The organism is Micromonospora pallida (genome assembly GCF_900090325.1).
GTDB classification, from domain to species: Bacteria; Actinomycetota; Actinomycetes; order Mycobacteriales; family Micromonosporaceae; genus Micromonospora; species Micromonospora pallida.
Map to the genome: position 1 here is coordinate 5,851,038 of NZ_FMHW01000002.1, position 24,330 is coordinate 5,875,367.

The 24,330-nt window shown below is 70.9% G+C and carries 26 protein-coding genes and 1 pseudogene; 9 read left to right on the plus strand and 18 right to left on the minus strand.

Annotated elements, in window-relative coordinates; all coding sequences use genetic code 11:
• Nucleotides 1-29: 29 nt before the first annotated feature.
• From GA0074692_RS24535 to GA0074692_RS24545, 3 genes are all read right to left on the minus strand, one after another.
• Nucleotides 30-320, minus strand: a complete 291-nt coding sequence (locus tag GA0074692_RS24535) for a hypothetical protein (RefSeq protein ID WP_091654028.1) — start codon at nucleotides 318-320, stop codon at nucleotides 30-32.
• A 157-nt stretch (nucleotides 321-477) separates the two neighbouring features.
• Nucleotides 478-669: a DUF397 domain-containing protein gene (locus GA0074692_RS24540; protein ID WP_091647996.1), complete on the minus strand. Its 192-nt coding sequence runs from the start codon at nucleotides 667-669 to the stop codon at nucleotides 478-480.
• Nucleotides 660-1,457, minus strand: coding sequence for a helix-turn-helix domain-containing protein (locus GA0074692_RS24545; RefSeq protein ID WP_091647999.1), 798 nt, complete (start codon nucleotides 1,455-1,457; stop codon nucleotides 660-662). The genes GA0074692_RS24540 and GA0074692_RS24545 overlap by 10 nt, the downstream gene beginning before the upstream one ends.
• Before the next feature lie 457 nt (nucleotides 1,458-1,914).
• On the opposite strand from GA0074692_RS24545, the gene GA0074692_RS24550 reads away from it, so the two are divergent.
• Both GA0074692_RS24550 and GA0074692_RS24555 read left to right on the plus strand, forming a co-directional pair.
• A complete protein-coding gene (locus GA0074692_RS24550) occupies nucleotides 1,915-2,166 on the plus strand; it encodes a flavin reductase (protein ID WP_176738565.1) in 252 nt (83 codons plus the stop codon).
• On the plus strand, nucleotides 2,163-2,771 hold the full coding sequence (locus GA0074692_RS24555) for a hypothetical protein (RefSeq protein ID WP_091648002.1): 609 nt from the start codon (nucleotides 2,163-2,165) through the stop codon (nucleotides 2,769-2,771). Before GA0074692_RS24550 ends, GA0074692_RS24555 begins: the two co-directional genes overlap by 4 nt.
• A gap of 1,098 nt (nucleotides 2,772-3,869) precedes the next feature.
• On the opposite strand, the gene GA0074692_RS34215 is transcribed toward GA0074692_RS24555, so the two are convergent.
• Nucleotides 3,870-4,853, minus strand: coding sequence for a hypothetical protein (locus GA0074692_RS34215; RefSeq protein WP_141725398.1), 984 nt, complete (start codon nucleotides 4,851-4,853; stop codon nucleotides 3,870-3,872).
• Nucleotides 4,854-4,907: 54 nt separating this feature from the next.
• On the opposite strand from GA0074692_RS34215, the gene GA0074692_RS24565 reads away from it, so the two are divergent.
• Both GA0074692_RS24565 and GA0074692_RS24570 read left to right on the plus strand, forming a co-directional pair.
• Nucleotides 4,908-5,285: a hypothetical protein gene (locus GA0074692_RS24565; protein ID WP_091648007.1), complete on the plus strand. Its 378-nt coding sequence runs from the start codon at nucleotides 4,908-4,910 to the stop codon at nucleotides 5,283-5,285.
• A 26-nt stretch (nucleotides 5,286-5,311) separates the two neighbouring features.
• Nucleotides 5,312-5,557: a hypothetical protein gene (locus GA0074692_RS24570; protein WP_091648009.1), complete on the plus strand. Its 246-nt coding sequence runs from the start codon at nucleotides 5,312-5,314 to the stop codon at nucleotides 5,555-5,557.
• A gap of 275 nt (nucleotides 5,558-5,832) precedes the next feature.
• On the opposite strand, the gene GA0074692_RS34965 is transcribed toward GA0074692_RS24570, so the two are convergent.
• The 3 genes and pseudogenes from GA0074692_RS34965 to GA0074692_RS34225 form a co-directional block, all read right to left on the minus strand.
• Nucleotides 5,833-5,985: a hypothetical protein gene (locus tag GA0074692_RS34965; RefSeq protein ID WP_176738566.1), complete on the minus strand. Its 153-nt coding sequence runs from the start codon at nucleotides 5,983-5,985 to the stop codon at nucleotides 5,833-5,835.
• Between the two features lie 173 nt (nucleotides 5,986-6,158).
• Nucleotides 6,159-6,251: pseudogene (gene thyX, locus GA0074692_RS34220) on the minus strand (FAD-dependent thymidylate synthase); the annotation flags it as partial.
• Between the two features lie 180 nt (nucleotides 6,252-6,431).
• Nucleotides 6,432-6,650 (minus strand): hypothetical protein, encoded by a 219-nt coding sequence (locus tag GA0074692_RS34225; protein WP_141725399.1) that lies wholly within the window; start codon nucleotides 6,648-6,650, stop codon nucleotides 6,432-6,434.
• Nucleotides 6,651-7,165: 515 nt separating this feature from the next.
• Between GA0074692_RS34225 and GA0074692_RS24575 the strand changes: the two genes are divergently transcribed.
• Complete coding sequence (locus tag GA0074692_RS24575; RefSeq protein WP_091648011.1) at nucleotides 7,166-9,004, plus strand: NHL domain-containing thioredoxin family protein; 1,839 nt, start codon at nucleotides 7,166-7,168, stop codon at nucleotides 9,002-9,004.
• Nucleotides 9,005-9,083: 79 nt separating this feature from the next.
• Here the strand turns inward: GA0074692_RS24575 and GA0074692_RS24580 are convergent, their stop codons facing one another.
• The 3 genes from GA0074692_RS24580 to GA0074692_RS24590 are packed head-to-tail and all read right to left on the minus strand — an operon-like array spanning nucleotide 9,084 to nucleotide 11,423.
• Nucleotides 9,084-9,836: a LamB/YcsF family protein gene (locus GA0074692_RS24580; protein WP_091648013.1), complete on the minus strand. Its 753-nt coding sequence runs from the start codon at nucleotides 9,834-9,836 to the stop codon at nucleotides 9,084-9,086.
• On the minus strand, nucleotides 9,820-10,668 hold the full coding sequence (locus GA0074692_RS24585) for a 5-oxoprolinase subunit C family protein (RefSeq protein WP_091648016.1): 849 nt from the start codon (nucleotides 10,666-10,668) through the stop codon (nucleotides 9,820-9,822). Before GA0074692_RS24585 ends, GA0074692_RS24580 begins: the two co-directional genes overlap by 17 nt.
• Nucleotides 10,665-11,423: a 5-oxoprolinase subunit B family protein gene (locus tag GA0074692_RS24590; protein WP_091648019.1), complete on the minus strand. Its 759-nt coding sequence runs from the start codon at nucleotides 11,421-11,423 to the stop codon at nucleotides 10,665-10,667. Before GA0074692_RS24590 ends, GA0074692_RS24585 begins: the two co-directional genes overlap by 4 nt.
• Before the next feature lie 100 nt (nucleotides 11,424-11,523).
• On the opposite strand from GA0074692_RS24590, the gene trhA reads away from it, so the two are divergent.
• Nucleotides 11,524-12,201 carry a PAQR family membrane homeostasis protein TrhA gene (gene trhA / locus GA0074692_RS24595; protein ID WP_091648022.1) on the plus strand — a complete coding sequence of 226 codons (678 nt, stop codon included), beginning with the start codon at nucleotides 11,524-11,526 and terminating at the stop codon, nucleotides 12,199-12,201.
• A gap of 118 nt (nucleotides 12,202-12,319) precedes the next feature.
• Here the strand turns inward: trhA and GA0074692_RS24600 are convergent, their stop codons facing one another.
• Nucleotides 12,320-12,598, minus strand: a complete 279-nt coding sequence (locus tag GA0074692_RS24600; protein WP_091654033.1) for a DUF6458 family protein — start codon at nucleotides 12,596-12,598, stop codon at nucleotides 12,320-12,322.
• Nucleotides 12,599-12,716: 118 nt separating this feature from the next.
• Between GA0074692_RS24600 and GA0074692_RS24605 the strand changes: the two genes are divergently transcribed.
• A complete protein-coding gene (locus GA0074692_RS24605; protein ID WP_091648024.1) occupies nucleotides 12,717-13,253 on the plus strand; it encodes a SixA phosphatase family protein in 537 nt (178 codons plus the stop codon).
• A 92-nt stretch (nucleotides 13,254-13,345) separates the two neighbouring features.
• Here GA0074692_RS24605 and GA0074692_RS24610 read toward each other — a convergent pair whose 3' ends face one another.
• From GA0074692_RS24610 to GA0074692_RS24625, 4 genes are all read right to left on the minus strand, one after another.
• Nucleotides 13,346-13,615, minus strand: coding sequence for a DUF6458 family protein (locus tag GA0074692_RS24610; protein WP_091648026.1), 270 nt, complete (start codon nucleotides 13,613-13,615; stop codon nucleotides 13,346-13,348).
• Between the two features lie 246 nt (nucleotides 13,616-13,861).
• Nucleotides 13,862-15,718: an acyl-CoA dehydrogenase gene (locus GA0074692_RS24615; RefSeq protein ID WP_091654036.1), complete on the minus strand. Its 1,857-nt coding sequence runs from the start codon at nucleotides 15,716-15,718 to the stop codon at nucleotides 13,862-13,864.
• 115 nt (nucleotides 15,719-15,833) lie between these two features.
• A complete protein-coding gene (locus tag GA0074692_RS24620; RefSeq protein ID WP_091648029.1) occupies nucleotides 15,834-16,961 on the minus strand; it encodes a PP2C family protein-serine/threonine phosphatase in 1,128 nt (375 codons plus the stop codon).
• Between the two features lie 95 nt (nucleotides 16,962-17,056).
• A complete protein-coding gene (locus GA0074692_RS24625; RefSeq protein ID WP_091648032.1) occupies nucleotides 17,057-17,692 on the minus strand; it encodes a septal ring lytic transglycosylase RlpA family protein in 636 nt (211 codons plus the stop codon).
• A 174-nt stretch (nucleotides 17,693-17,866) separates the two neighbouring features.
• On the opposite strand from GA0074692_RS24625, the gene GA0074692_RS24630 reads away from it, so the two are divergent.
• A complete protein-coding gene (locus GA0074692_RS24630) occupies nucleotides 17,867-18,418 on the plus strand; it encodes a phosphoribosyltransferase family protein (RefSeq protein WP_091648034.1) in 552 nt (183 codons plus the stop codon).
• A gap of 106 nt (nucleotides 18,419-18,524) precedes the next feature.
• Nucleotides 18,525-18,956, plus strand: coding sequence for an ASCH domain-containing protein (locus GA0074692_RS24635; protein ID WP_091648037.1), 432 nt, complete (start codon nucleotides 18,525-18,527; stop codon nucleotides 18,954-18,956).
• A gap of 84 nt (nucleotides 18,957-19,040) precedes the next feature.
• Here the strand turns inward: GA0074692_RS24635 and GA0074692_RS24640 are convergent, their stop codons facing one another.
• The 3 genes from GA0074692_RS24640 to GA0074692_RS24650 all read right to left on the minus strand — a co-directional run bounded on the left by GA0074692_RS24640 (nucleotide 19,041) and on the right by GA0074692_RS24650 (nucleotide 24,251).
• Nucleotides 19,041-19,925, minus strand: a complete 885-nt coding sequence (locus tag GA0074692_RS24640) for an LLM class flavin-dependent oxidoreductase (protein ID WP_245730439.1) — start codon at nucleotides 19,923-19,925, stop codon at nucleotides 19,041-19,043.
• A gap of 207 nt (nucleotides 19,926-20,132) precedes the next feature.
• On the minus strand, nucleotides 20,133-22,049 hold the full coding sequence (locus GA0074692_RS24645; protein ID WP_091648039.1) for a cell wall-binding repeat-containing protein: 1,917 nt from the start codon (nucleotides 22,047-22,049) through the stop codon (nucleotides 20,133-20,135).
• 186 nt (nucleotides 22,050-22,235) lie between these two features.
• Nucleotides 22,236-24,251 (minus strand): cell wall-binding repeat-containing protein, encoded by a 2,016-nt coding sequence (locus GA0074692_RS24650; RefSeq protein WP_141725400.1) that lies wholly within the window; start codon nucleotides 24,249-24,251, stop codon nucleotides 22,236-22,238.
• Between the last annotated feature and the right edge of the window lie 79 nt (nucleotides 24,252-24,330).

Below are 24,330 nucleotides of genomic sequence, written 5' to 3' on the forward strand. Positions count from 1 at the left end.
CGTCGCTCGCCCGCGTCGACGCCACCAGCTCACCGGTGCTGGCTGTTCGTCGCGTTGTCACCCGTCGAAGCGATCCCCGTTAGGTCACCACCCACGACGATCGACTTCTGCCCGGCCGGTGGCTCCACCGCGCCCGGGCCGGATGCCGAGGTTCCCGAGGGGGCCAGCACGACTGCGCTGACCGCGACCACCAGGCTGGCGGCCCCTGCCAGCCAACTGGCGACCTCCACCCCCTGCAAACCGAACGCCACCGCTGACGCCACCAACCCGGCGGCGACTACCCCACCCGCCCCGATGATCACCCAGCGTCGCGAACGCATAACCACATCATCGGCCAACCTCGCCACCACAGCCATAGCCGACAGGTCGAGGGCCGTGGCTGGATGCACGATGCAAGGGACGCGCCTACCCCGACGAGACGGCTCTAGCTAGCGCCCGTCCAACTCAGGACAGGCGCTCCAAAGCTCGCAAACTGGCTCAGGCATGCTCGGCGATCTGGGCGACGAACGCGCGCCACGCGGCCGGGGCGAAGACGAGCAAGGGCCCTGTCGGATCCTTGCTGTCCCGCACACCCACGACGCCGGCCAGGTTGTCGGCAACCTCCACGCAGGCTCCCTGGTTGCTGCCGCTACGAGTGCTCTTGCGCCACCGCGCGCCGGTCAGGTCCATGACTTCGCCACTTCCAATATCAACTCGGTCGACTGTTGCCAGGTGAGCGCCTCAGCGAGGGTGGCTTCCCACTGTTCACGGAGCGCCCCCAACTCGGCGGTCCGCTCGATCACCTGACCCTGGAGGCGGTTGTCCAGGTAACCGACGTCGACCAGGCCCGGCAGAGTCGCGATGACAAACGGTCCATCGAGACCAGCGTACGCGCCAGCCATCGATGGAACGACGTGGATTCTCACCCGCCGGCTGTCCTGGCTGACCCGAGCAAGATGAAAGAGTTGCTCCCGCATGACCGCTGCTCCACCGACCGGACGGCGTAGGACGGCCTCGTCCAGAACCGCAGTAAGTTGCGGCGGGTCATTGCCAGAGAGGATTTTCTGTCTGGCCAGCCGTGCCGCTACCCGCGACTCGACCTCCTCGGCGCCCAGTCTGCCGTCGCTGCCGAAGACAGCGCGCGCGTACGGCTCAGTCTGAAGCAAGCCAGGAACCCACGCGACCTCGTACCACCGCAGGGCCCGCGCCTGCTGTTCAAACGTGATCCACTCGCGCAACCAGAGTGGAGCGGCGTCGAGGTCCGACAACCGGTCGAGCAGACGAGCGAACAGGCCACCCGTCTTCAGCGCCCGGTCGACAGCCGCCACGTACTCGCTCGTGGGCGGACGGCTGCCGGTCTCGACGGCGCTCACGTGCGTACCCGAGTAGCTGATCGTCCTCCCGAAGTCGTCCTGGCTCATGCCACGCGAGGTGCGCGCGTGACGTAGTTCGTCCAGGAGTATCTCCGCGGCTGTCATGCTCACGTCCTCAGACCTCCCCAAATCTCGTCCGCGTTTTCCTCAGGTGCCCTCAGCAGCTGAAAGGAGGTCCGCCGAGGACTCTCCATCGTGGCCGAACGCCTTTCGAGCTTAGGGTTAAGCGACGCAGAGTGACAGACATGTCACGATCGCAATCTCCGGTTCCGTTCGCCCCGCGTCACCGTCCGGCACTTCGCCGGTGGCGGCTCGCCTGCTCGTGTGGGTTGCCGTCGTGGCGGCGCTGCCCGGACCGCCGGCACCCGACCCCACCCGGTCCACTCGCCGCGCCGCCTGATCCTGGCCGCCCTCATCACGCCAGGGAGAAGCCGAAGCCCAAGCCAACGCCTGTGCCCAAGCCAGTCCCGCCGACGATTCCCTGGCCGCCCCTCCGTCCGATCGGGCCTTTCACGACACCGGCCACCGGACGCCCGGATGCTCGCGAAAGGGGTGGGGCCGGATGAAGGCGTACCGCCCGGGGCGTGACCACATCGCCGCCCGCCCGCCGTGGCGGTGCCGGGCGTGCGGTGCGCCATGGCCGTGCCAGCCCGCGAAACTGTTACTTCTGGACCTGTACGCGGACGACCGGCTCGGCCTGATGGTCGACCTCGGCGTGACCATGGCGGCGGCACTACCCGACCTGTCCCACACCGAGAACCTGCTGGATCGCTTCGTCCGCTGGGCTCGCCCGCCCCGCCGCCGGACAGAGTGACCCAGGACGTCACGGCCGTTGCGATCGTTACCATTCGCGAGCCCCGAGGGCCGTTTCCGGGGTCGGCGTGGCAGGGTTGCGACGCCCTTGACGACAACCGAGCCGCAATCGCCCGCGCAATCCGGGACGGGAAGAAGCCGCCGGCCCCGATCAGCCAGGAAGTCACCGATGAGCAGACCCGCCAAGGGGAGCTACGGGTACGGGCCGCGAAAAACCGTGCGGTAGCCGCTGCTCGGGCCTACGAGGCATCCATTCCCGCGAACCACGAAGGTCTGCGCCCGATCATCGCTGCGCGTGTGCCGGCGCTGGCCGCGACCTCGGCCGCGAGGTTCCGCGAGGCTCAGCAGGCATACCGAGAGGGTGAGGGCCTAGCCCAACTGCTTTTCTCGCTGGACAGTCTCCGCTCTCGGCGCAGCGACACGATTCCTGAGCAGGCGCGTGCGTTCGACGCGCACCGGAAGGCCGTGCAGCAGGCCCACCTGGAGAACCGTCCGGGGCTCGGGGTCCGGCTCCCGCTCGCGTGGAGGGACGTCGAAGCCATCGCGACCGGCATTCCAGGTGAGCTGATCGCCCGGGACCCGTTCAACAGCGAGGCCGCCAAGTGACCGCGCACGGCGATATCCGGGAGCGCGTAGCCCGCGCCGTGGCCACCGCACAGGAGGCCGCGCGGGCGAAGGCCGCCCAGCCCAGGGCGGATCGCGCCTACCTGGTCGCCGATGCGGCGCACCGCTACGGCCTGTCTGACGAACTGGCCGCGCAGATCACGGGAAACGGTCCGGCCGAGATCCAACGGGAGGCCCGCCGCCTAGCGGTCGAACGCGCCGAGCACGGCGCGGCCGACGCCGCCCGGGAGGCGAAGCCGGAAGCCCCAAGCCGGCCTTGCGCTCTGGCCTGGCTCCGGCGGATCAGAGCCTGTACGACTTCGATCCGGCCAACGTCGCCCAGCGGGTACGCCAGGTCGACTAACACCCACCGTTGCGGCCCCCGGGATACCTCCGGGGGCCGCTTCCGTACCCGCCCCATGTCGCGAAAGGAACGCCCCGTGGACAGCCCCGCTCCCGATCCCCGCGAACGCCTCGCCGCTCGCCGGGCCCTAAACGCCGCCGGTTGGCGCTGCCACGCCGCGACCATGCTCGGCGTCGGGTGCGGCGCGCTGACCGAGACCGCCGTCCGATCGGCCCGAGGCCCCGGCCACCGACCCGACCGGCTGGGAAGCCCTCTGCGAGACCTGTACCGCCCGGCGTTCCCTGACCAGGCTGCGGGCCTTCCGCGACCCGACGGGGGTCGCGATGACCTGGGAGGGGTCGGACTGACCCACCCCCCAACACAGCGGGCCCTGGGCCCAATGGCCGCGCTGCCCGGGTGAGTACCCGCCTCTGTGTGGCCCGCGCGGGCGAGCGCTGCGGTACCGGGGTCTGAGCCGATCACACCAAACGCGGCGACCACCACGACCCGAGCCACCTACACACGCCGTGCGTCCACTACCCGCCGCCCCCGCCCCACCCCCTGCACACTCAAGCAAGCAATAGAAATAAATCAGCACCTTGACAATCCGTAACGCGGCGCGACATGCACTCGCGGTAGTGGTGGGGGGTGGCCCCCTCCCGCTCTCTTCCCCCACCGAAGCGGCATAGCGTCCCACCCTCCGTACGGGCATAGAGGTCACGGTTGAGCGATAAGCCGGTCCGCCAGTGCTGACAGCACTAAAAGGGAAGCCGATCGCCGATCAATGCAAGGGCGGCTTTCTTCGCGGCGAAGTAAGATTTCTTGTCAATAACCTGGTTCCCTAAATTGCGTTGAATCTCCTGGACGTGGTACAGGGAGTTAACAGGCCGAAGCTCGTCGACGGGGGCCACAAAGGGCGGCCCGTCGCCATACGCTGCTATCCCCTGGGGCGTCACCACCCACTGCGGAGGGCAGACCTCCCACACGGGCCGTCGACTCGGGTGTGAGCCAGCCACCGCAAGGGCTTCCCTGTAACCCTGGAACAACTTACGCACGTCAAACTCTGCGCCTGAGCCACCTCTCTCCAAGGCTCGTCCGACTCGGACCATGACCTCGCGAAGGTCCTCGCCAGCGGGCCAGGGCACGACCTCAAGGACTTTCCCGTTCAATCGCTCTACAACGAACTCGATCAGTTCACCCTTTCCGATCCCCCACCCGCCGTTCGTCCTCACCACATTTTCATCGTCAAAGTCGACACGAACGTACAGATCCCAAGCTCTGGAGACGCAAACGCGCGGCCCGCGCTTCGCCTGGATAAGGCCGAGATCGTGGGCGCGTCGAAGAGCATCCTCGAAAGTCTTACGGGATGCCCCTTCGAGAAGACCATCGAAGGCCACCCTGTCCTGCTCTCGCTCCTCAGCGAGACGGGCACTTACCGATTTGGCAACGTCTTCCAAGCGGCGTTCGACATCTTTCTCGAATCCGGACACGCGATCAGCCAAAGCATTGACACTGCTGCGAGTCTCGTCCTGGGCGCGCTCTATTCGGTTATCCAAGCGCCTGTTTAGCACGTAGACCGGAACTACCAGAAGTACAGACGCGCCAATGTTGACCAACACGCCTGCACCCCAGGCGCCGAGCCCATCTGACGTGAACGGGAGTGCGGCGAGCAGTATGGCGACACTCGCCAGCGTTGCGAGGACGACGACCAGATCCAGACCGCGAGGCCGTTTGAAACGCATCTCTAAATTCTGCCTCGCTGAGGCAACCTCGCCTCTATAGCTGAAGGAGAGCCCGTGAGGCTTCACCGGTACACGTCAGCACCACCGGCCGCCGTCGCCGGCCCACCAGCCCGCCTGCGATGCCGGTCGCCCCGCGCCCTCGGCCTACGCGCCGTCCCGATCAGACGCGCCTTCCACCCGGCCGACAACGGTCCCGGCTTCCGCGCCCTACGCGAGCGCCTCCTCGCCGCCTACGCCGACGACGGCCACCACCGCCTAGCGTGGGAGCTACGCGAGGCCGTTTACGACGTCGCCCGCAACCGGGCCAAGACACCCGAGGAGCGCCGAGCCGTCCTCGCGTGGACGCGCTACACGCTCGCCGACGCGCTCCCCGCGTGGCTCGCCACGGCCGCCGCCGAGGGGTGGCCTCGGCCCGGCGCCCGCCGCGAGTAGTCGCACGACTGTCCTAACGTGTAGGCGTGGTTAGGAAAATCGAAGACCTTCGCGCCGCCACCGATGAAGAACTCATCGCGGAACATGACCGCCATGCCCGTCATACCGTCGTCGGCACGGCCTACTACGTGGACGAGTTGGACCGCCGCGAGCGCCGTCGAGCGATCGAAGCATCGGACCGGCTCGCCCGGCGTGCCTACCGCCTCGCGTGGTCAAACATGGTCCTTGCTGCCGTTGCCGCCCTGGCCGCCATCGTCGCCCTCTTGAAGTAGCCCAACAAATAGGCCCCGCACCGGATCATCTCCGGTGCGGGGCCTATTGGCGTTTTACACGCCTACGACGCTTCCTCGGCCGCCCCGATAGGTCATGAACGGCGGACTGCCCACCACCACGTCGAAGGATCTCGGGAGCCGCTTCGCCTCGACTCCGTGCGCAACCCGTGTCCCTCGGGACCCGTAGGGGAATCGACAGGTTGCCGACGTTGGCATGGAGAAGCCCCCGACCGCCGAAGTGATCCGGTAGCCAAGGGCTTCAGTCGTGGCTACTCCTAGTCTTGCTCCCGGTCCCGCCGCACGAGCTGGTTCAGCACCGTGAGAACGCCCACCGCGACGAGGACCGGCGTTCCGACCTGCGGGTGTTCGAGGGTGAGGTAGCCAGCGAAACCGGCTGCTACCAGCAGCGCGAGTCCTCGAGGCGACATGTCGCCGCTTCCAGGGGCCTTCTTACGTGGGCTTCGAGAGCGTCGTACAGTGGGCATGCAAGTAGCTCCTACTTCTTGGCAGAGGTTGGACGTCTGGTTGCAAGCACTCGTTGGCGCGAGTGCGCTTCACGACGGCACCCGTTGGCGCGGGTGCCGTCGGCGTTTCAGCCTTCAGCTTGGCCGCCGTCGGCGTCGGTCGACCACGGCACGTCGTCGGGTGCCTCGAAGTGGGTCCACGCGACGAGCTTGACCTGGGGTTGCACCATCTCCTGCATTCTTCGGACTGTAGTGCCTCCCCTCGTCCGACGTTGGTTCGGCCCACCAGGCCGCTCTGAGGCCAGATTCCGCCCACCCCGAACCTCAGGCGTCAGGGTCCAGGGCGCAAGCAAAACGCCCCACCCCAGGCTTTTCTGGGAGCGAGGGGTAAGGACAGCACACCAACTGACCTAACTGGACTCCTCGGCCGCGACCTCGGCAAGCCGGTGCGCCTCGGGGCCGGCGAAGACGCCCATCTCGAAGCGGACGTCCGCAGGCGTCCCCCGCCGCCGAGGCTCGCGCGTCACGAGGACCTGAACGCCCGCCGTCCGCAACAGGCCGTTGCGTCCGTCGGGGTCCCGCTCCCAGGCGCGTCCGCGAAGCTCTTGCCGGTCAGCTCGTCCATCCACCTGTCCGGCACCTCGGGGAGCGCGCCACGACCCACTCACACGAGTAGTGGCGGTGATTGATTAGCTCGTTGGCAAACATCTTGTGCAGATTCATGTCGAGGTTCGAGATGAACTCCTTGTGCAACCCGCATCCCTTGGCGACCCGCAGGGAATCGACAGGTTGCCGACGTTGGGCATGGAGAAGCCCTCGACCGCCGGAGTGATCCGGCCAGCCGAGGACCTCTTGGGCAGCGATCTCGGCGAGCCGCTGTGCTTCGGACGGCTCAGACGCCCGCGCAAAGCGGACGTCTATGAGCCTCGACCGGTACGGCGGGCGGTAGAGGGCCCGCCCGACCGGTGGGTACCCCGGGCCATCTTTCGGCCCACCAGTACGCGAGCCGCCCTTTCGCAACACACGCCACCCGCTTCCCGGTCGCGAGCAAGCCCGACGAAGGTAGTTCACCGGCCTGCCGGGCCGAGTGTCGTCCGGATCACGGCACCCGTTCGCTCCGTGCTGGCATGGCAGGCTGACAGATATGGGAACGACACCGCGCGTACGTGCCCCTGAGTTGCGAGGCCGACAGTGGCTCAACACAGGTGGACAAAAACTGACATTGCAGGACCTCCGAGGTCGCTGCGTCTTGTTAGATTTTTGGACCTTCTGCTGCATCAACTGTCTGCACGTGCTGGACGAGCTGCGTCCGCTGGAGGAGAAGTACGGCGACGTGCTGGTCGTCGTCGGCGTGCACTCGCCGAAGTTCGAGCACGAGAAGGACCCGGACGCCCTGGCGGCGGCGGTCGAGCGGTACGGGGTGCACCACCCCGTCCTGGACGATCCCGAACTGGACATGTGGCAGCAGTACGCGGCGAAGGCGTGGCCGACCCTCGCGGTGGTCGACCCCGAGGGGTACGTGGTCGCCACCATGGCCGGCGAGGGGCACGCCGACGGACTGGCCCGGCTGATCGACGAGCTGATCGGCGTACACGAGGCCAAGGGCACGCTGCACCGGGGCGACGGGCCGTACGTGCCGCCGGCGGAACCCGAGACGACCCTGCGTTTTCCCGGCAAGGCCGTGGTGCTCGACGGCGGGAACCTGCTGGTCTCGGACTCGGCCCGGCACTCGCTGGTGGAGCTGGCCCCCGACGGCGAGACGGTCGTCCGCCGGATCGGCACCGGTGTGCGGGGCAGCGCGGACGGACCGGCCGGCACCGCCACCTTCTCCGAGCCGCAGGGCCTCTGCCTGCTGCCCGCGCACGTCGCCGAGGTCGCCGGGTACGACCTGGTGGTCGCGGACACCGTCAACCATCTGCTGCGCGGCGTACGCCTCGACAGCGGTGAGGTGGTCACCGTCGCCGGCACCGGCCGGCAGTGGCGCTCCACGGTCGACGACCACGCGCACGACGCCCGTTCCGTCGACCTCTCCTCCCCCTGGGACCTCGCCTGGTACGACGACAAAATCATCGTCGCGATGGCCGGCATCCACCAGCTCTGGTGGTTCGACCCGATCAAGCGGACCGCCGGCATGTACGCGGGCACCACGGTCGAGGCGTTGCGGGACGGTCTGCTGGCCGAGGCGTGGATGGCGCAGCCCTCCGGGCTCTCCGTCTCGGCGGACGGTCGGCGGCTCTGGGTGGCCGACAGCGAGACCAGCGCCGTCCGGTACGTCGAGAACGGCGTCCTGGGCACGGCGGTCGGGCAGGGGCTCTTCGACTTCGGGCACGTCGACGGCCCGGCCGAGCAGGCGCTGCTCCAGCACCCGCTGGGCGTCTGCGCGCTGCCCGACGGCTCGGTGCTGGTCGCCGACACGTACAACGGGGCGGTCCGCCGCTTCGACCCGACGACCCGGATGGTGTCGACGGTCGCCGACGGGCTCGCCGAGCCGAGCGACGTGGTGCTGACCCCGGCCGGGGACGTCCTGGTGGTCGAGTCGGCGGCGCACCGGGTGACCCGGCTGGCCCCGGGTGCGCTCTCCGCGGTCGGGGCGAGCACGGTGAACGGTCCCCGGCACCGGACGGAGCGTCCGCCCTCCGACCTCGCCCCGGGCGAGGTCACCCTGGACGTGATCTTCACGCCGCCACCCGGCCAGAAGATGGACGAGACGTTCGGCCCGTCGACCCGGCTGGTGGTGTCGGCGTCCCCGCCGGAGCTGCTGCTGTCGGGTGCCGGCAACGGCACGGACCTGTCCCGTCGGCTGGTGGTCAACGGTGAGCTGGCCGGGGGCGTGCTCCAGGTGACCGCTCAGGCCGCCACCTGCGACGCGGACGACGAGCACGGGGCCTGCCACCTGACCCGGCAGGACTGGGGTGTCCCGGTACGCGTGGTCGGCGGCGCGGCGGCCCGGCTCCCGCTGGTCCTGCGCGGCTTGGACGCGTAGCCGCTCCCACAGGAAACCGGTTTGGACGCCTAGCCGCTCGGACCGGTTCGACGCGTAGCCGCTCGGACCGGTTCGACACTCAGGGGGCGAACGGCTGGAGCGACACTCCGGCGTCGAGGAGCGTGGCGCGCACCAGGGCTGCCGCGCGCACCGCGCCGGGAGTGTCGCCGTGCAGGCAGATCGACTCGACCGGGCAGGGCACGGTGCTGCCGTCGACGGTGGTCACGGTCCGCTCGACGGCCATCCGGACGGCCCGGTCGGCGATCTCCTGCGGGTCGGTGACCAGGGCGCCGGGGGCGGAGCGGGGCACCAGGGCACCGGTGGCGAGGTAGCCCCGGTCGGCGAAACCCTCGGCCACCACCCGCAGCCCGGCTCCGGTGGCGAGCTGGGCGAGTACCGAACCGGACGGGCAGAGCACCGGCAGCTCGGGGTCGTAGTCGCCGACCGCGGCGACCACCGCGGCGGCCTGCGCCTCCTCCGTCGCGGCGGCGTGGTAGAGCGCGCCGTGCGGCTTGAGGTAGCGGACCCGGGTCCGGAACGGCCGGCAGAACGCCTCGAGCGCGCCGAGCTGGTACATGATCTCGTCGCGTAGCTCCTCGAAGGCGTACGCGATGTGCCGGCGACCGAAGCCGGCGAGGTCCCGGTAGCCGACCTGGGCACCGATCGCGACCCCCCGCTCGGCGGCGGCGGCGCAGACCCGGCGCATGGTGGACGGGTCGCCGCCGTGGAAGCCGCAGGCGACGTTGGCGGAGGTGACGAGCTCCAGCAGCGCCTCGTCGTCGCCGAGCCGCCAGATGCCGAAGCCCTCTCCGAGGTCAGCGTTGAGGTCCATGGAACCTGACGGTAGTCCCCGGTCGGGCCTGGGCGAGCGGGGTCACGTCGTCCACCACCCCGATGACCGGGTATCCCCCGGTGGTGGGATGGTCGGCGAGAAAGATCAACGGTTGGCCGTCCGCCGGCACCTGCACCGCGCCGAGCACGATTCCCTCGCTGGGCAGTTCGCCGGCCACCGCGCGGGGCAGGGGCGCGCCGACCAGTCGCGCACCGATCCGGTCGCTCACCGGACTGACCCGGTACGGGGTGCGCAGCAGCCGGTGCCGGGCGGCGGGGGTGAACCAGTCCTGCCGGGGGCCGGGGCGCAGCGTCAGCCGTACTTCGGTGGCGGGTGCCGGCAGGGCGGTGAAGTCCACCGGGGCGGGTGGGCCGGTGACCGGTCCGAGGGGCAGTCGGTCGCCGTCGCGTACCGGGGGTGGGCCGAGGCCGGACAGCGTGTCGGTGGCGCGGCTGCCGAGCACCGGTTCGACCGCGATCCCGCCGGAGACGGCGAGGTAGCTGCGCAGCCCGTGGCGGGCGGGGCCGATGGTCAGCACCGTCGAGGCGGGCAGCGACAGCGGGCGGCCGGGGTCCGCCGGCCGCCGGCCGACCCGTACGTCGGCCTCCGCGCCGGTGACCGCGACCGTGCCCGCGTGCTGGAACCGCAGGACGCAACCGGTGAGGGTGATCTCCAGGCCGGCGGCGGACTCCGGGTTGCCGACCAGCCGGTTGGCCAGGCGCAGCGCCGCCGCGTCAAGGGCTCCCGACCGGGGTACGCCGAGGTGCGCCCAGCCCGGCCGACCCTGGTCCTGAACGGTGGTGAGCGCTCCGGCGCGGAGCACCTCGATCATGCCGCCACCAGCCGCACCCGGCTGCCCGGAGTGAGGGTGGCGGGCGGGTCGGCGCGTACGTCGAACAGGGGCAGGTCGGTCCGGCCGACCAGCAGCCACCCGCCGGGCGAGGCGGTGGGGTAGATGCCGGCGTACGGGCCGGCGAGGGCCACCGAGCCGGCGGGCACCCGGGGTCGGGGCGTGGGCAGGCGGGGCACCGCCCAGGCCGTCGGCAGTCCGGTGAGGTACGCGAACCCGGGCGCGAAGCCGCAGAAGGCGACCCGGAACAGGGTGCCGGTGAGCCGGCGGACCACCTCCGGCACGTCCACGCCCCAGTGGTCGGCGACGCGGGGCAGGTCTGCCCCGTCGTACGTGACGGGCACCTCGACGGTCCGGATGCTGCCGGTGGTGGCGGTGGGGCGTGGGGTCCAGCCGGCGATCCGGGCGGCGGTCGCCGCCGGGTCGGGTACGCCGTCGAGCAGGACGGTGGTGGCGGCCGGCACGATCTCGACGGCGGTCAGCTCACCGGCTTCCCGGCGTCGCCACAGTTCGGCCCGCCACGCCTCGACCTGTCCGGCCGGGTCCGTCCCGGCGCCGGAGCCTGCACAGGTGCCGGGTTCGGGCTCGGCACCTGCGCCGGTGCCAGGCTCGGGCTCGGGCTCGGAGCCTGCGTGAGTGCCAGGCTCGGGCTCCGCGCCTGCGTCGGGGTCGAGGTCGGGGTCGGGCTCGGCGCAGTCGAGCAGCAGCGCGTGCGCGCCGACGGGGCGGATCCGCATGCGGTCATCCTGGCCGACGAGGGGGTGTTCACGCATGCTTCGGCGTGGCGTGACGAACTGCACTACCTAGAAGTAACCTACGGTGCCGTAACCTGAGGTCGTGACCACCTCGACGAAGGTACGGCTCCGGCCGGTCGACATCGGCAAGCCACGGATGCGCGGCTGGTTGCACACGTACGCGTTCTTCGTGGCCGTGGTCTGCGGCGTCGTCCTCTGCTCGATCGCGGCCACCCGTCCGGGGTGGGCTCCGCTGTTGAGCTGCCTGGTCTACAGCGTCACCGTGTGCGGACTCTTCGGCACCAGCGCGCTCTACCACCGGCGGGTCTGGTCGAAGCGGGGCTACCAGGTCATGCGCCGGATGGACCACTCGATGATCTTCGTGTTCATCGCCGGCACGTACACGCCGTTCTGTCTGCTGCTGCTCGGCGACCGTGCAGCGGCGATCATGCTCGCCCTGGTCTGGGGTGGGGCGCTGGGTGGGGTGGCGCTGAAGGTGGTCTGGCCGCACGCGCCACGCTGGGTCTCCGCCCCGCTCTACCTGGCGCTCGGCTGGGTCTCCGTGGCCATCCTCCCGGACATCCTCCACCGGGGCGGGGTGACCGCCCTGGTGCTGCTGGCCGTCGGCGGGGCGATCTACAGCGTCGGCGCGGTCTGCTACGCGCTCCGCCGACCCAACCCGTGGCCGACCGTCTTCGGGCACCACGAGTTCTTCCACGCCTGCACGTTGGTCGCGGCCATCTGCCACCACGTCGCGATCTACTTCGCGCTCTTCGCCTGAGGTGGTAGCAGGGGTCCCCTGTTACCACTTTTTGCCGAGCAGGGGTCCCCTGCAACCACCCAAGCGGACGTGCTCCGGGGGCTTCGCGCCGTGCGCAAAGCCCCCGGGTGAGCGGCTGTCAGACCTGGTGACCGGGGCGACGCACCTCGCGGTACTCCTGGACCACGCGGTCGTCCCGCGTCGGCACCACGTGCTCCTCGACGACGCGCTCGCGCGGCGCGACGACGGTACGGCGACGAGTGTTCCAGAAGTAGGCGGTCATGATCAGTCCGACCACGCCGGCGATCATCAGCACCCAGCCGACGGTGTTCAGGCTGAGCCAACCCAGGTTGGCGTCAACCGCGAATGCGAGGATCGCGCCCAGCGCGATGAGGAAGATGCTGCTGCCGATGCCCATCGTGTCGCCCTCCTTGGCGTTCTGCTGGCGTTCGGTTACCGCCGCGGCCACTGGATGAGGTTGCGGCACACACGGACTTACCCGAGCGCCAAGATCGCCAATCAGGCAAGCTGTAGTGATGACGGACGGTCACCTCGCTGAACGCACCCTCGTACTGCTCCGGCACGGAAAGGCGGAACGCCCGGAGGGCGTCGCCGACCGGGAACGTGCGTTGACGGAACGCGGACACGCGGACGCCACCGCGGCCGGCGCGTGGCTGGCCCGGCACGGCTTCCTGCCCGACGTGGTGGTCTGCTCGCCCGCGCGGCGTACCCGGGAGACCTGGCACGCGGCGGAGACCGGGATGGCCAGCGCGCCGGCCGAGAGCGGCCCGGCCGGCGCGGCGCCCCGGGTCCGTTACGAGTCAGCCGTGTACGCGGCGGAGACCGGTGACCTGCTGGACGTGCTCCGGGCCACCGAGCCGGACGCCGGCACGGTCCTGCTGGTCGCCCACAACCCGGGCATCTCGTTGCTGTCGATCGTCCTCGACCGGATCGGTGCGGACCGGGAGGGACTGCGGACCAGCGGTGTCGTGGTGCACCGGGTCACCGACGCCTGGGCCGACCTCGGCGCCACCCCCGCACCGGTCACCGCCCACCACACCGCCCGCGCCTGAGCCCGGACTCCGCCTGCCCCACGGGCGCCGGGCCGCGCCCCTGAGCCCGGTGCCACGTCGTCGCCCTCGACGAAGGTCGTCGGCGGTCAGCGTCAGGAGGGTGGTGAGGTCGGCGGTGGGGGGTCGGGCGGCGGAGGCATCATCGCGGTCGGATGGGAGAGGCGGTTCTCCTCCACGATGAGGGTCCGCGCCCGCTTCCGCCGGTCCTGCCAGAACCAGAGCGTGGTGAGCAGGACGGCGAGGCCGGCGAGGATGAACACCCACCCGACGGCACGCAGGTCGACCCACCAGACGTTGGCCCGTACGGCGAACGTCAGGATCGCCCCGAGGGCGATGAGAAAGATGCCGCTACCAATGCCCATGTGCGCTGCACTCCCCACGTGCGGTGGCTCTGGGCCTTTGCTGCCGGACACCGTCGCGTACCCGGACGATGGTCCGGCACGCATACCCGCGATGCCAGCCGCTACCCCACCGGCGTGATCGTGCACGTGATCGTGGTGGCGGAGGGCCCCCGGGAGGGCCGTTCGGCACCACGATCACCGGCAAACAGTGGCGGCCGGCGCGCGGGTACGCGTGCCGGCCGCCGGGGCAGGATCAGGACATCCGGGTCAGAACGCCTCCTCCGGGAGGTCCATCAGGTCGAGGTCGGTGTTCTCGATGATGCGCCGGTCGGCGCCGATGCGCGGGAGCACCTCGCGGGCGAAGAACTTCGCCGCCGCCACCTTGCCGGTGTAGAAGGCCCGGTCGGTGGCGGAGACCTCGCCGGCCAGCGCCCGCAGCGCCACGTCCGCCTGCCGCTGGAGCAGCCAGCCGACCACCACGTCGCCGGCCGCCAACAGCAACCGGCGGCTGCTCAGGCCCACCTTGTACAGGGCGCGGGACTCACCGGCCTGCACCTCGCCCAGCCAGCCGGTCAGCACGCCGAGGATGTTCTGCAACTCGGCGAGCGCCTTGCCGAGGGCCAGGCGCTCCTCCTTGAGCTGGCCGTTGCCGCCCTCGCTGGCGATGAACTCCTGGATTTCGGCCGAGACGGTCAGCAGCGCCTGGCCGTTGTCCCGGACGATCTTCCGGAAGAAGAGGTCGAGGCTCTGGATGGCGGTGGTGCCCTCGTACAGGGTGTCGATCTTGGAGTCTCGGACGTACTGCTCGACCGGGTAGTCCTGGAGGAAGCCGGAGCCGCCGAAGGTCTGTAGGGACTCGTGGCCGAGCAGCTCGTACGCCCGCTCGGAGCCGACCCCCTTGACCAGCGGCAGGAGCAAGTCGTTGACCCGCCTCGCGGTCTCCGTCGCCGCCTCGTCACCGGTCGCCTCGGCGACGGTGGCCTTGTCCTGCCAGGAGGCGGTGTAGCAGACCAGGGCGCGCAGGCCCTCGGCGTACGACTTCTGGAGCATCAGCGACCGGCGGACGTCCGGGTGGTGGGTGATGGTGACCCGAGGCGCGGTCTTGTCGGCCATCTGGATCAGGTCGGCGCCCTGCACCCGGCTCTTGGCGTACTCCAGAGCGTTCAGGTAACCGGTGGAGAGGGTGGCGATGGCCTTGGTGCCGACCATCATCCGGGCGTTCTCGATGATCATGAACATCTGCCGGATGCCCTCGTGCTTCTCGCCCAGCAGCCAGCCCTTGGCCGGGATGCCGTGCTCGCCGAAGGTCATCTCGCAGGTGTTGGAGACCTTCAGACCCATCTTGTGCTCGACGTTGGTGGCGAAGACGCCGTTGCGCTCGCCCAGCTCGCCGGTCTCCTCGTCGAAGTGGTACTTGGGCACCACGAAGAGGGAGAGGCCCTTGGTACCCGGGCCACCGACCCCCTCAACCCCGACCGGTCGGGCCAGCACATAGTGGATGATGTTCTCGCTCAGGTCGTGCTCACCTGCGGTGATGAAGCGCTTGACACCCTCGATGTGCCAGGAGCCGTCCGGCTGCGGGATGGCCCGGGCGCGGCCGGCTCCCACGTCCGAGCCGGCGTCCGGCTCGGTGAGCACCATCGTGGAGCCCCACTGCTTGTCGACGAAGAGCTTGGCCCACTTCTTCTGCTGCTCGGTGCCCTCGACGTGCAGGACATGCGCGAAGGACGGCCCGGAGGCGTACATCCAGATGGCGGCGTGGGCCCCGAGGACCAGCTCGGCGAGGGACCACACGAGCGTCCGCGGCGCGTTGCTGCCGTCCAGCTCCGGCGGGAGCTCCAGCCGCCAGAACTCGGAGTCCATGAACGCCTGGTACGACTTCCTGAACGACTCGGGCAGGGGCGCGGTGTGGGTGGCCGGGTCGAAGACCGGCGGCTTACGGTCGCTGTCGGTGTAGCTGGCGGCCAGATCCTGGCGGGCGAGACGGTCCACCTCGGCGAGAATGTCGCGCGCCGTGTCGCCATCGAGTTCCGAGAACGGCTCCTGGCCGAATACCCGGTCCGCCCCGAAGACCTCGAACAGGTTGAACTCGAGATCCCGCAGGTTGCTCTTGTAGTGGGTCATGGTCACTGGCCCCGCTTCCGGACAGGTGTTACCGATCAGTAACTCCGACTGTATTACTCGCGGGTAGGCAGCGACAAGCCACTGATGAAAGTGACAGCGGCCACACACCGGGCATTCAGCCCTCGGTGGTGCCCACTTCCCAACTCGGCACGGCCACGGTGGCCTCGCTGCGCGGGCCCGCGTACTCCATCAGCACCAGGGCGATGTCGTCGTCGAGTCGGCCGTACACCCACTCGACCAGGGCGGTCTCCAGCGAGGCCAGGCCGTCGGCCACCGTCCCGTGCCCGAGCAACCGCCAGGCCCGGTCGGCGGTGGGAAAGAACTCTCCATCCCGACGCGCCTCACCAAGGCCGTCGGTGAAGAGCAGCAGCCGGTCCCCCGGTTCCAGTCGCTCCACCCGGGGCTGCACCACCGGCATGAACCCGAGCGGGGGCGCGGGGGCCGGCGGTTCGAGCGGGATCACGCAGCCCCGACGCAGCAACAGCGGCGGCGGGTGCCCGCAGTTGACGATGGTGAGCGTCCCGCCCCGCTCCTCGACCAGGGCGGCGGTGACGAAGTCCTCGTCGCCGACGCTGCGGGCCACCGCCCGGTCCAGGTCCGAGACGACCGCGCGCAGGTCGGCCCGTTCGTGGGCGACATGCCGGTACGAGCCGAGCACGATGCTCGCCAGCCGGACCGCGTCCAGGCCCTTGCCCCGTACGTCGCCGATGATCATGCGGACGCCGTACGGGGTGTTGATCGCCTCGTACAGGTCGCCGCCGATTTCCGCGGTGGCGGTGGAGGAGATGTAGCGGGCGGCCACGGCCAGCGTCCCGACCTGCGGGCCGATCGGTCGCAGCACCGCCTGTTGGGCGACCGACGCCAGCTTCGACAACTCGGCGATCTGCTCGGTCTGCCGCTGCCGCGCCCCGGCACCGACGGCCACGAGCGCGGTGACCAGCACGATCGTGGCGACGCTGGTCGCAGTGCCCAGTGAGGCGGCCGGCTCGGAGAACGCGAAGGCGACCGCCGCGACGGTGGCCGTCCCGCCTACCCCGACCACCACCCGCCAACTGGCGAAGATCGCCGCGATGGCCGGGGCGGCGGCCATCAGCGCCAGGTAGTGCGCCCCGCTGCCGTCGGCCGCCTCGACCGCCGAGAGAAAACCGAGCAGGACGAGGGCCGCGCCGAGACCGGCGCGGGATCCGGGGCTCAGCGGGTTACGAAGCCGCTGGAAGGGATGCGTGCGTACGCAGCACAGCATGCCCTATGGAGGTTGACCAGCGCATGACGTTGACCCGTCGTCCGAGCCGGTTCTGTCCACCCGTACCCCCATGACCAGCCGATACGCGTCTCGGCTCAGCCGAGCACCTCGTACGAGACGGTGAGGTGGCCGAGGCCGAGCGAGGCGATTGCCCGGAACGCCGCCCGGGACAGATCGATACAACGGCCGTCGATGTACGGGCCCCGGTCGTTGATCCGTACGGTCACCGAGGCACCGGTGGCCGGGTTGGTCACCCGTACCCGGGTGCCGAACGGCAGCGTCTTGTGCGCGGCGGTCATCGCCTCCGGATTGAAGGTCTCGCCGTTCGCGGTCATTTGCCCCTCGGCGTAGAACGACGCGCCGCAGGAGCCGCTGTCGACCACCTTCGGGCCGGCCGGCTTCGCCGTGGTGGGCTTCGCGGTGGCCCGCTTCGCCGGCGTCGACGTCACCCGGGGCTTGCTCCGGGAGGCTGCCGTCGAACGGCTGGGTACCGGGCTGGCCGTCGCACTCGGCGAGCCGGTGCCAGCGGCTGACGGCGGGGCGACGCTCTCCGACGGCAGCGGGTCCGGCGTCGCGACAACCGGCCCCGGGCGGGCGGTGTCCGAGGTCGCCGAGGTCAGGTGCACCGCGCCGACCGTACCGCCGACGGCCACCGCGACGGCGACGGCGGCGGTGGCCGCGATCCCGGCGGGCGAGGAGAACATCCTGGCCCGAATGTGCCTGCCGGTCATCGACCCGTCCTTTCCGCTAGCAACAAAACGTCTCGGACCGTATCGAGAGGAGCACTTCCGAAGTCAACCTGCTCATAGGCATATGTTGTGATTTGCGGGCATACGTGTAGCCGATCGTCCGACCCGGGGTGGCTCGGCGGGTCGGGTCTTGGCAGCGGCGGGCAGGATGGGCGGATGCCCACCGAGCTGAGCAAGCGCCTCGCCGACCTCTTCCGCTGGTCGGACCCCGGCCCGGAGAGCAGCCACCTGGTCAGCGACGTCTCCGGCTGGTGGCGCGACCCGTACGTCCTCGCCGAGATCGGGCCGGCGCTGGTGGCCCCGTTCCGCGCCGGTGCCCCCACCGTGGTGGTCTCGCCCGCTGTCACCGGGCTGCTCCTCGGGCCGCTCGCGGCGACCGCGCTCGGGGTCGGGTTCGTCCCGGCGCACAAGCCCGAGGACGGACGGCGGCCGGTCGGCCCGACCACCTGGGCGCAGAGCGCACCCGACTTCCGGGGCCGCCGGGTCACCCTCGGCGTCCGGGACCGGCACCTCGGACCCGGCGACCGGGTGCTGGTGGTCGACGACTGGCTCGCCACCGGCGCCCAGGTCCGGGCGCTCTACCAGCTCTGCGCGGCCCGGGGGGCGGAGCCGCTCGGCAGCGCCGTGGTGGTCGCCGACTGCCCGGCGCAGGTACGCGCCGAACTACGGGTCCGGGCCCTGCTCGACGCCGACCGCCTCGACCCCTGACCAGACCGGACCCTGCTGGCCCGGCCCGGCCCGGGGCGGACCGGGGCAGACCGGGGCGGCGGGAAATCCGGCGACGACCGACGGCCGGCCGCGTAGCCTCGGCGGAATGTGGCCTCGGATCGGTGACCTGCGCACTCTCTCCCTCGGCACGCCCGGCGAGATGCGGAGCAGACTGAACACCCTCGTGCTGTCCGGGGTGAAGACCGCGACGGCCGGACTGCTCAGCGAGTACGCCGAGGAGGGCGAGGAACTCGAGTACGTCGGCGAACGGTTGGCCCTGGTCGACGACCACGACCGGCTGGTCGGCGTGGTCGAGGTGACCGGCGTGGAGGTGGTCCGCTTCGCGGACGTGACCTGGGACTTCGCCCGCTCGGAAGGGGAGGGCGACCGGGACCTCGACGAGTGGCGTACGGGTCACCGCAACTTCTGGGCCCGGGAGGGCAGCACGGTCACCGACGACACGTCCGTCGTCTGCGTCCGGATGCGGCTGGTGTCGGCCGGGGCGGGCGGCACCGACACCGGCGACCTGGGGACCTGACCGCCGCTCCGCTCCCGACCGGCCGCCGACCCAGGGAAGGCCGACCCCGACCGGCACTCCCGACGAGGCGGCCGGCCGGCGGTTTCAGACCCGGCGCAGTTCGGGCAGACGCTCCGCGACCTCGGCGAGCACGTTCTCGTCACCGGCGTACCAACTACTCAGCCGGGGCCAGTGGGTCACCACGTCGGTGAACCCGAGCCGGGCGGCCCGCTCGATCGCGTCGGCGAAGAAGGTCGCGCTGGTCAGCGAGAAGACCGGGGCGGCGTCCAGCAACAGATACCGGTCGAGGGTGGCCGGATCACGGCCGGCCTCGTCCAGCGTCGCGTCCAATCGGGCGGAGAGCGCCGCCACCGAATCCCACCAGCCCGCCAGGTCGTCACCACCGGCGCCGGTGGTGACCCAGCCCTGCCCGAAGCGGGCGACCAGCCGCATCGAGCGGGGACCGTTGGCGGCGACCACGAACGGCACCCTCGGGACCTGGACACAGCCGGGATTGTTCCGGGCGTCGACGACGGAGAACCACTCGCCGCGCCAGGTCACCCCGTCCTGGCGGAGCACCAGGTCGAGCAGTTCGGTGAACTCGCCGAACCGGTCCACCCGATGACGCGGGGGCAGGGTGTCCCCGCCGAGCACGGTGGCGTCGAACCCGATGCCCCCCGCGCCGATGCCGAGCAGCAGCCGGCCGTTGGAGATGTCGTCCAGGGTGGTCACCTGCCGGGCGAAGGCGGCCGGATGCCGGAAGTTGGGCGACGCGACCAGGGTGCCGAGCCGGATCCGGGAGGTCACCAGGGCGGCGGCCGTCAGCGTCGACATCGAGTCGAACCACGGTCCGTTGACCAGTTCCCGCCACCCGAGGTGGTCGTACGTCCAGGCGTGGTCGAAACCCCAATCCTCCGCCTGCCGCCAGCGCCGCTGTGCCTCGGACCAGCGCTGGTCGGGGAGAATCACGATACCGATACGCATGATCACACCCTACGGCCTGCGATTTTCGCCTGGTCCGTCGGTCGGCGCGGCCGGTCCGTCGATCCGCGCGGCCAGTCCGCCGGTCGACCCGTCCGAAAGTACGACGCGGGGCCCAGCCGATCCGACCGGGCCCCGCAGGTTGGTTCTTCGCTCAGCGGACCTGTCGGCCCGGTGCAGTTCGGCCTCTCGTGAGGATTCGCACCACGACCGGAGCTACGGCCGGACTGCCGAGGTCGCCCGCACGTCGGTCGCGTTGATGACGGTGACGTAGCCGATGGGACCGCTGACGAGTTGCCCGGCGCGGGCGCGCTGCCGCTCGTGGACCACCGCCGGAGAGCCGAAGACCAGCACCTCGCGAACGCTGCCGCTCGCCCCGATCAACGTCTGGGCGGCCGCGTCGTCCAGGTCCGTGGCGGTGCCCGGGGTGAGCATCAGCGGGCCGCCGAGCGCGCCGACCAGCGCACCGCCGGCGAGCGCGTCCGGCCAGTCCACACCGGTGGCGAGCCCCACGTGGGTCGGGCCGGCGAAGAACGCCTCGGCGACGCGGTACGCCGTGCCGTACCGGTCCGGGCCGATCAGGCGCTCGGCGCCGGGGTCGTACCCGGTCGCGGCCTGGGCGGCGAACCGGCCGACGCCGTAGATCGTGCGCTCCTGTGCGGGCAGGGTGTCCAGGAAGTTCCGGGTCGCCGTGGGCAGGACGTCGTCGTTGGTGAGCAGCACCACCGCGGACCCGGTGCCGCCCGACCGGTTGAGCGACCCGGCGGCGGCCCCGGCGGCGAGCGCGTCCGGGAAGTCCATCCCGGTCGCCAGGAGCACCTTGGCGGGCGTCGGGTCGATCTCCTTCGCGATGGCGACCGAGGTGCCGAACCGGTCGGCCCCGGCCAGCCGCTTGACCGTGAATCCGAGCGCCTGAACCGCACTCTCCACACCCGTGGAGATCGCGCCCGGGCTACCCAGCAGGTACACCGTCCCACCCGGCGCCAACACCCGCAGCAGCTCCGTCCGGGTGTCCGCGTCCAGACTCGTCGGCGGCGTCATCAGCAGCGGGCCCCGCTTCGCCGCCGCCAGCGCCGAACCACCCAACGCGTCCGCGAACGTGTCCGACCGCGACAACACCACCGCGCCCGCCCGCTCCCGCTGATCCGACGCGTCCGCGGCGGTACGCCAGTGGGACTGGGAGACCGCGGCGGCGGTGCTGAACCGGGTCTCTCCGGTGAGCCGGACGACCCGGTCGTAGCGACGTGGTTGGTACGCCGGCACCCCGTTGTCGCGGGCCACCAGGGGCGGGGCTGCGTACTGGGACCCGTCGGCGGCGGCGGTGACCACGCCGATTCCGTCCATGTTGGCGGCGATGGTCTGGCCGTCCGGCGACCACGTCGGGTTGTCGTACACGTAGCTGTTGCGGGTCACCGCGCGCTCACTGGCCCCGCTCAGGTCGGAAACGACGATCTGCCCGGCCCGGATGAACGCCACCTTCGTGCCGTCCGGCGAGAACGCCGGGTTGCTGCCGTACGGGTCGACCTCGGTGATCCGCTCGGCTGCCGGCTTCGCCGGGTCGTAGAGCACCACGCTGGACGGGCCGGTCGGCTGGCCCGTGCCGTCGTCCGCCTGGCGTTGGAACACCACCCGGTGGTCCGGTCCGGCGTCCGGGTTGCGGTAGTGCGAGCCGTCGTCCGGGGTGACCTGTCGGTCGCCGCTGAACGCCGTGCTGGGCGCGGTACGGATCTGCCAGGGCTCGCCGGCCGGCTTCTGCGCCCAGTACAGGTTGGCGCCGTCCCCCTGCCAGGTCGGGCTCTCCCGGAGGGCGTTCCCGGCGGGCAGGAATCGGGGGAAGTAGCCCTCACCGGTGAACCGGAGAGTGGCGATGCCGCCCCTCGGGTCGACGTAGGCCGCGACACTGCCGTCCGGCGACCAGGAGGCGTGCCGTACGGGGTCGTCGTGCTCATAGCTGGCGGGCCAACCGGGGTTGAAGTAGAACCGGATCGACGTCCCGCCGTCGCTGGTGCTCAGGACGTTGCCGAGACCGGGCAGGCTGGCCCCGGCGGGCCCGGCGCCGACGAGGACACCGACGCCGAGGACGAGGGTCGAGGCGAACGCCAGCGGGCCACGGACAGTTGGAGAGAAAGACACGCGAGAACCCCCGAGAGTGCGCGACCAGGGGACCGGCCGATCCGGTCCGGCCGCCGCGGCGAAATCACGATAGAGAGTCGGTTGTTGATCCGCTGCCCCCTCTCCGGCAGGTGACCAACACCGACGCCAGGAATGACGAGGGGCCCGGTCCAGCGGACCGGGCCCCTCGCCGTCACGACCGATCGATCAGCCGGCGGTGCCCAGCCGCTTGGGCAGCGAGCGGGCCGCGGCCGCGGCCTCCTCCGGCGTACGCACGGACGGCTGCCCTGCGGTGGCCGCCGCGCGGGACTCCGCACCGGTACGGGCGGTGAGCCCCACGTCGGTCGGGTTGACCACCACCGACGCGCCGAGCGGGCCGCTGATCCACTGGCCGGCCTGCTGGAGCTGCCGGTCACTGACCACCGGCGCGGACCCGAAGACCAGCGCGGTACGGATCGAGCCGCTGGCGAAGTCCAGCGCGATCTCCGCGTCCAGACCCAGGTCGGGGGCGGTGCCCGGGGTCAGCAGCAGCGGACCGTTGAGCACCGCCATCAGCGCACCGCCGGAGAGCGCGTCCGGCCAGTTGAGGCCGGTGGCGATTCCGGCGTAGTGCTGGCCGCCGAAGAACGTCCAGCCGGTGATGGCGGCGGTCTCGTACCGGTTGTTGCCCCAGACCGGCACGGCGTCCGCGTCGTACCTGGTCGCGGCCTGGGTGGCGAACCGGCCGATACCGAAGATGGTGCGGTCGTTCGCCGGCAGGGTGTCCAGGAACGCCTTGGTGGACGCCGGCATCACGGACTCGTTGGTGAGCAGTACCACCGCCGAGGTGGTGGAGCCCGGGGTGTTGTACGAACCGGCCGCAGCCCCGGCCGCGAGCGCGTCCGGGAAGTTCATGCCGGTCGACAGCAGCACCAGGTCCGGCGTCGGGTCGATCTCCTTGGCGATCGCCACCGACGTGCTGAACCGGTCCTGACCGGCCACCCGCTTGACGGTGAACCCGAGCGCGCGGACGGCGTCCTCGACACCGGTGGAGATGGCGCCGGGGCTGCCGAGCAGGTACACCGTGCCGCCGGGGGCGAGCACCCGCTGGATCTCCGTGCTGGTGTCCACGTCCAGGATGGTCGGCTGCGTCATCAGCAACGGACCCCGCTTTGCCGCGGCCAACGCCGAACCGCTCAGCGCGTCGGCGAAGGTGTCCGACCGGGACAGCACCACCGAGCTGGCCTGCTCGCGTCGGTCCGCCGCGTCGGTAGTGGTCTTCCAGTGCGACTGGGACACCCGGACGGCCGTGGTGAACCGGTTGGTGCCGGCCAGCCGGGCCGCCCGGTCCTTGTTCTGCGGCCGGTACGCGGGAATCCCGTTACCGCTGCTGGTGACCACGGTGGGCAGGGCGGCCTGCGAGCCGTCGGCCGCTGCCTGCGCCACCCCGCTGCCCTGGCGGAAGGCGATCGTCCTGCCGTCGGGCGACCAGGTCGGGTGGTCGTGCGCAGCGGCGTTGGAGGTGACCACGACCTCGTTCTCACCGGCCAGGTCGGAGACGACGATCTGACCGTTCCGGACGAAGGCCACCTTCGTGCCGTCCGGCGAGAACGCCGGGTTCGAGCCATTGTCGTCGATGACGGTGATCCGCTCGGCCTGCGGCTTCGACGGGTCGTAGAGGAGCACGGCCGGCACCCCGCCGGGCTGACCGCCGTTGTCGTCCTGACGCTGGAACACCACCCGCAGGTCGGGGCCGGTGTCCGGGTTCCGGTAGTGCTTTCCGTCCGCAGGCGAGAGCTGCGCGCCGAAGTCGACGCCGGAGGTGCTGGTGGTGTACCGGATCCGCCACGGGGCGCCGCTCGGCTTCTCGGCCCAGACGACGCTGCCGCCGGTGCCCCGCCAGACGGGGCTGCTCCGGACCACGTTGGGCGTGGGCGGGACCTGGTACCAGGCGCTGAACCCGTTCCAGCGGACCATGCTGATGCCGTTGTCCGGGTCGACGTACGACGCCATGCTGCCGTCCGGCGACCAGCTCACCTCCTTCATCGCCTCCGGAACCGGGCTGTGCACCACGGTCTGCGACGAGTTGAAGACGGCGATCGAGGTACCACCGTTGCTGGTGGTCAGGACATTGTTGCTGCCCGGCAGGCTGGCGGCGGCACCCGTTCCGCCGGCCACCAGGGCACTGGAACCCACCGCGAGGGCCGACGCGAGCGCGACGGACCTGCGAAAGAATGCTGGCAAGGAGACTCCCCGCTAAAGAATTGACGTGCGCCGTGGTGGGTACACCCGCTCGCCGGCTGATCCGGCGCGGGGCGGCGCT